Raw genomic sequence first — 561 nt, 5'->3', positions numbered from 1 at the left:
CAACAGGGGCAACGTGTTATGCTGCGTTGCCCCTGTTGTCAAAATGACGCCTTTAACAAAGATTATCGTCAACTCAATTCAAGAGGCGCTACATTTTTCGGCGTCGACTGGGCAAATAAAAATGCAACCATTCTTGTATGCCAACGATGTACTTATATTTCATGGTTTATGAATGAGCCTAAAGCAGTTAGTAGCTGAAAAACAACAGACTCTCCTATGAAAAAGAGCGCTCTCGAAAGAGGGCGCCCTTTTCATGGGAGTGGAGAAACTTTTGCTAATACGAGCTATGTTGGATTCTCGCACTAACTTCGTTTACTAAAAGCAAGGTTTCTACGCTATGTTGGATTTCTGCAATAACTTTGTTCAAAATCAGCTGTTTAATGGCGCAAGAGTGAAAAGTTAATGCCAATATCCAATATAGCTAGTAAACGCGGGTCAAGTCCAAAGTTGTGTGTAAAATCCTCGAACAGAAAGCCTACTCGTCGCGAGTAGGTTTTTCGGTTGTCTTTGGTGTTTTCTTTCGCCACTCGTGGTACTCGGTCATTTCAATATATTTCTTGC

Annotated in this window: 1 protein-coding gene; it reads left to right on the top strand. The window is 41.5% G+C overall.

Annotated features, from left to right (window positions below; translation table 11 throughout):
• On the top strand, positions 1-198 hold a 198-nt coding region (locus AB4Z33_RS31170; RefSeq protein WP_442053599.1), incomplete at its 5' end, for a hypothetical protein.
• Positions 199-561 lie beyond the last annotated feature (363 nt).

Source organism: Paenibacillus sp. 2TAB19, assembly GCF_052115185.1.
In the GTDB taxonomy this organism is placed as follows: Bacteria; Bacillota; Bacilli; order Paenibacillales; family Paenibacillaceae; genus Pristimantibacillus.
Note: the sequence above shows the minus strand (reverse complement) of the source record. Positions and strands in the feature narration are given on the sequence as shown.